This is a genomic window from Nocardioides sp., assembly GCF_036401255.1.
Lineage (GTDB): Bacteria > Actinomycetota > Actinomycetes > Propionibacteriales > Nocardioidaceae > Nocardioides.
The window spans coordinates 1-4,659 of the sequence record NZ_DASWVI010000137.1; the positions used below are offsets into that span (position 1 = coordinate 1).

Annotated in this window: 6 protein-coding genes; 4 read left to right on the top strand and 2 right to left on the bottom strand. The window is 70.6% G+C overall.

Annotated elements, in window-relative coordinates; translation table 11 throughout:
• Together VGD85_RS06115 and VGD85_RS06120 are read right to left on the bottom strand one after the other, a co-directional pair.
• A partial coding sequence (locus VGD85_RS06115; protein ID WP_331062558.1) for an acyl-CoA dehydrogenase family protein occupies positions 1 to 204 on the bottom strand: 204 nt, incomplete at its 3' end.
• Between the two features lie 3 nt (positions 205 to 207).
• Positions 208 to 1,395 carry an acyl-CoA dehydrogenase family protein gene (locus VGD85_RS06120; protein WP_331062559.1) on the bottom strand — a complete coding sequence of 396 codons (1,188 nt, stop codon included), beginning with the start codon at positions 1,393 to 1,395 and terminating at the stop codon, positions 208 to 210.
• A gap of 110 nt (positions 1,396 to 1,505) precedes the next feature.
• Between VGD85_RS06120 and VGD85_RS06125 the strand changes: the two genes are divergently transcribed.
• The 4 genes from VGD85_RS06125 to VGD85_RS06140 form a co-directional block, all read left to right on the top strand.
• Positions 1,506 to 2,687 (top strand): Rieske 2Fe-2S domain-containing protein, encoded by a 1,182-nt coding sequence (locus VGD85_RS06125; RefSeq protein ID WP_331062560.1) that lies wholly within the window; start codon positions 1,506 to 1,508, stop codon positions 2,685 to 2,687.
• Positions 2,687 to 2,989, top strand: coding sequence for a hypothetical protein (locus tag VGD85_RS06130; RefSeq protein WP_331062561.1), 303 nt, complete (start codon positions 2,687 to 2,689; stop codon positions 2,987 to 2,989). The genes VGD85_RS06125 and VGD85_RS06130 overlap by 1 nt, the downstream gene beginning before the upstream one ends.
• Before the next feature lie 12 nt (positions 2,990 to 3,001).
• Positions 3,002 to 4,102 carry a ferredoxin--NADP reductase gene (locus tag VGD85_RS06135; protein WP_331062562.1) on the top strand — a complete coding sequence of 367 codons (1,101 nt, stop codon included), beginning with the start codon at positions 3,002 to 3,004 and terminating at the stop codon, positions 4,100 to 4,102.
• Between the two features lie 156 nt (positions 4,103 to 4,258).
• Positions 4,259 to 4,659: hypothetical protein (locus VGD85_RS06140; RefSeq protein WP_331062563.1), on the top strand; the 401-nt coding region annotated here is incomplete at its 3' end.

Here is a 4,659-nt window from a genome sequence, read left to right on the forward strand (position 1 = left end):
GAGGCCGAGCCCCGCGCCGTCGTACTCCTCGGGCAGCGCGAGCCCGAGCAGCCCGGCGGTCCCCAGCTCGGCCCACAGCACGCGGTCGAACCGGTCGCCGCCCGCCTCGACGGCCTTGAGCCGCTCGTTGGTGGTGCGGTCCTTCAGGATGCCGGCCGCCAGCTCGGCAGCCTCGTCCTGCTCCTGGGTGAACTGGAAGTCCATGACCTACCTCTTCGCCGCGGGCAGCCCGAGCCCGACGTAGCCGATGATGTCGCGCTGGATCTCGTTGGTGCCGCCGCCGAAGGTCATCACCAGCGCGGAGCGGTAGAACCGCTCGAGGCGGCCCTGCAGCACCGCGCCGTCGGAGTCGCCGGTCACGCCGGCGTCGGGCCCGACGATCTCCATCAGCGAGCGGTAGACCTCGGTCGCGAGCTCCGAGCCGTAGATCTTCGTCGCCGACGCCTCGGCGGGGGAGAGGTCGACGCCGGCGTCGGCGTCGGCCGCGAGCTTCCAGTTGATGAGCCGCAACGCCTCGGTACGGGCGTGCGCGCGGCCGAGCGCGATCTGGACCCACTCGGTGTCGATCACCCGCTGGCCGTCTGGGTTCTTCGTCTCCTGCGCCCAGCGCCGCACCAGGTCGATCGAGTAGGTGAGCGGCGCGGCGGAGGTCAGCGCGACCCGCTCGTGGTTGAGCTGGTTGGTCATCAGCGACCACCCGCCGTTCAGCTCTCCGACGAGGTTGGCCGCCGGCACCCGCACGTCCTCGTAGTAGGTCGCGCTCGTGCTCACCCCGGCGACGGTGTGCACGGGGGTGTAGGAGAAGCCCGGGGCGTCGGCGGGCACCAGGATCATCGAGAGGCCCTTGTGCCGGGGGAGGTCCGGGTCGGTGCGGCAGGCGAGCCAGATCCAGTCGGCGTACTGGATCAGCGAGGTCCACATCTTCTGGCCGTTGATCACCCACTCGTCGCCCTCGCGCACCGCGCGGGTCTTCAGGGAGGCCAGGTCGGTGCCCGAGCCGGGCTCGGAGTAGCCGATCGAGAAGTGTAGGTCGCCGGCCAGGATGCGGGGGAGGAAGTAGTCCTTCTGCGCGCTCGTGCCGAAGCGCATGATCGTGGGCCCGACGGTGTTGAGGGTCAGGTAGGGGATGGGTACGCCGGCCACCGCGGCCGCGTCGGTGAAGATCAGCTGCTCGACCATCGAGCGGGCCTGCCCGCCGTACTCCTCCGGCCAGCCGATCCCGAGCCAGCCGTCGGCGCCGAGCCGGCGGATCACGTCCTTGTAGACCCCGGTGTCGCCGAACTCGCCGGTCGCCGCCGAGAGCCCGGCGCGCACCTCCGGGGTGACGAGGGCGGCGAAGTAGTCCCGCAGCTCCTCGCGGAGCCGCTCCTGCTCGGGGGTGAGGGCGATGTGCATGACGGGACTCCCGTGAGTCTGGTGGCGGTGGGAAGGTGGGTGCTGCTGGCAACCGCGACCCAAAAACTATAACCTGTTCTCGTTTTGGTCCACCTGTCTGGAGGCACGCCATGAGCCCGACCCCGTCCAGCGCCCGAGCCCTCGACCGCGGCACGCCGCCCGAGAGATTCGCGCGCGGCTGGCACTGCCTCGGTCTCGTCTCGGCCTTCGCGGACGGCCAGCCGCACGGGATCGAGGCCTTCGGCGGCAAGCTCGTCGTCTGGCAGGACTCCCAGGGACAGATCAACGCGCTCGACGGCTACTGCCGCCACATGGGCGGCGACCTGACCCAGGGCACGGTCAAGGGCGACGAGATCGCCTGCCCGTTCCACGACTGGCGGTGGGGCGGCGACGGCAAGTGCAAGGCGATCCCGTACGCCCGGCGGGTGCCGCTGCGGGCGCGCACCCAGCGCTATCCGGTCGTGGTGCGCAACGGCCAGGTGATGGTGTGGCACGACGTGGAGGGCTCCGAGCCCGATCTCGACATCCTCCCGCCGGAGCTGCCGGGGGTGGGCACCGACGAGTACACCGACTGGACCTGGGAGGTCCTCGACGTACCCAACGCGCACTGTCGCGAGATCATCGACAACGTCGTGGACATGGCGCACTTCTTCTACATCCACTTCGCGTTCCCCACGAGCTTCCGCAACGTGTTCGAGGGGCAGGTCGCAACCCAGTTCATGGAGTCGACCGGGCGCCCCGACGTGGACGGCGCCGGCTACGGCGACGAGGGGCTGATGCTGAAGTCGGAGGCCTCGTACTACGGGCCGTCGTACATGATCAACTGGATCAACGTCGACTACAAGGGCTTCGAGACCGAGGTCATCCTCATCAACTGCCACATCCCGACCTCGCAGAACTCCTTCAAGCTCCAGTACGGCCTGTGCGTGAAGAAGCCCGAGGGCGTCGACGACGCCACCGCCGAGTACATCGGCCGGCGCTACTCCGAGACGTTCAAGGAGGGGTTCGAGCAGGACGTCGCGATCTGGCTCAACAAGGCGCCCGTGCAGAACCCGCTGCTGTGCGAGGAGGACGGCCCGGTCTACCAGCTGCGCCGCTGGTACGAGCAGTTCTACGTCGACAAGGCCGACGTCACCCCGGAGATGACCGAGCGCTTCGAGTTCGAGGTCGACACCACCAAGGCCAACGAGCACTGGCGCGCCGAGGTCGCCGAGAACCTCGCCCGCAAGAGCGCCGAGGACCAGCAGAGCCCGGACCCGGAGTCCACGCCGCCGATCATGACGGGCACCTGATGGCGTCCTTCGTCCCCACCAGCCCCGAGACGCTGGAGGACCAGCGGCTCTACACGCGGGCCCGGCTGGTCGAGGTGTCCTGCCTGGACTGCCTCGCCACGGTCGGCGTGAAGAAGAACAGCGAGCACCACACCTCCATCCAGTGGTCGGACGAGGCCCTCGGGCACTGTCCGGAGTTCGCGAGAATGGCGGCGCAGCCCGGCGGGCGTCCGGTGTACGCCGGCTGTCCGCGACTGGTCGCCAGCATCGACGCCGCGGTACGTGAGGGCCGGATCCCCATCGGGGCCGAGGACGGTTACTGAGGTGGCCACCAGATGACCGAAGAGTCCTACGAGCTGAAGGTCGTGGACGTGGTCGAGGAGACCGCGGACGCGCACTCCGTCTCCTTCGCGGTGCCGGCCGGCGCCGAGGCGCAGTTCGCGTACCAGCCCGGCCAGTTCCTCACGCTCGCCGTACCCAGCGACCAGACGGGTGTCGCCGCGCGGTGCTACTCGCTCTCGAGCAGCCCGGTCGACGGCGGGCCGCTGACGATCACGGTCAAGCGCACCGCCGAGGGGTACGCCTCGAACTGGATCTGCGACCACCTGCGCGAGGGCGACTCCGTGCGGGTGCTGCCGCCCAGCGGGATCTTCACGCCGGCGTCGCTGGACGCCGACCTGCTCCTGTTCGCCGCCGGGAGCGGCATCACGCCGGTGATGTCGATCACCCGCACGGCCCTGCAGCAGGGGACCGGCCGGATCGTGCTCTTCTACGCCAACCGCGACGAGCGGTCGGTGATCTTCGCCGGGGAGCTGACCCGGCTCGCGGCCGAGCACCCGGACCGACTCCAGGTGGTGCACTGGCTGGAGACGGTGCAGGGGCTGCCGAGCCAGCAGCAGGTCGCGGCGTTCGCCGGCGCCCACGCCTCCTTCGACGCGTTCGTCTGCGGGCCGACGCCGTTCATGAAGCTCGTCGTCGCGGCGCTCAAGGAGCTGGGGTTCCCCCGCGAGCGGCGGCACCAGGAGAAGTTCATCTCGCTGGGCGGCAACCCGTTCGGCGACCTGCACGAGCAGGAGGTCGCCGAGCACGAGATCGAGGACGCCGAGCACGACCCCGACGACCTCGACGCCGGGGACTCGGCGGGCCAGCAGCCGCAGGGTCCGGCGCGTCTCGAGGTCGAGCTGGACGGCCAGGACTACGCGTTCGACGACTGGGCGCCGGGGACCAAGCTGCTCGAGCACCTGGAGTCCAAGGGCATCAAGGCGCCGTACTCCTGCCGTGAGGGGGAGTGCTCGGCGTGCGCGGTGCGCCTGCTCGAGGGCGAGGTGAAGATGCTGCACAACGACGTGCTCGACGAGGACGACATCGCCGACGGGATCCGGCTCGGGTGCCAGGCGGTGCCGGTCACCGACACGGTGAAGGTCACCTACCACTGACGGGCGGCTCCCGGGCGCGAACGCGCACCTTCGGGGACCCCGGTCCAGACCGTTGCGGGGTGCGGGCGGCCGCCCCGTAACCCGCCGCGTCACCCCGACGTTTCCCTCCCTGGAACCAGGCCCGCAGCCGGTGGGCCGTACGTCAGGGGTGTGAGCATGCTTCTCGGAACCGTCTGCGTCGTCGTCGCCCTCCTCGCCGGGGTGCGCACCCATCGGGACCCGGCGGACTACCGGGACGTGGTGGCGTTGCTGCGGGCCCGGTCGGTGCCGCGGCCGAGCGTGCGACGCGTGGTGACCACGGCGCGGGCGCGCCGCTACGCCCCCGCGACCCTGTGTGACTGGGTCGCCGAGCACGGCGCCGACGCGCTCGTGCTGGTGATCGACGCGGGCGTGGCCGAGCGCGCACTGCGCGACCACCTCGCCGCCGGCACCGCACCGGACTGGCGGGCCCTCGAGGTGTTCGCCGAGATCGCGGTGCAGGAGCGTGCGGCCGGGCTGCCGGACGAGGAGCAGACCGACCCCGACGCCGTACCGCTCATCTCCGACCTGCTCCTGCT

Bases quoted from the DNA above. Each gene is read 5' to 3' on its own strand.
- VGD85_RS06120 (WP_331062559.1), bottom strand. From the start codon at position 1,395: ATGCACATCGCCCTCACCCCCGAGCAGGAGCGGCTCCGCGAGGAGCTG.
- VGD85_RS06125 (WP_331062560.1), top strand. From the start codon at position 1,506: ATGAGCCCGACCCCGTCCAGCGCCCGAGCCCTCGACCGCGGCACGCCG.
- VGD85_RS06130 (WP_331062561.1), top strand. From the start codon at position 2,687: ATGGCGTCCTTCGTCCCCACCAGCCCCGAGACGCTGGAGGACCAGCGG.
- VGD85_RS06135 (WP_331062562.1), top strand. From the start codon at position 3,002: ATGACCGAAGAGTCCTACGAGCTGAAGGTCGTGGACGTGGTCGAGGAG.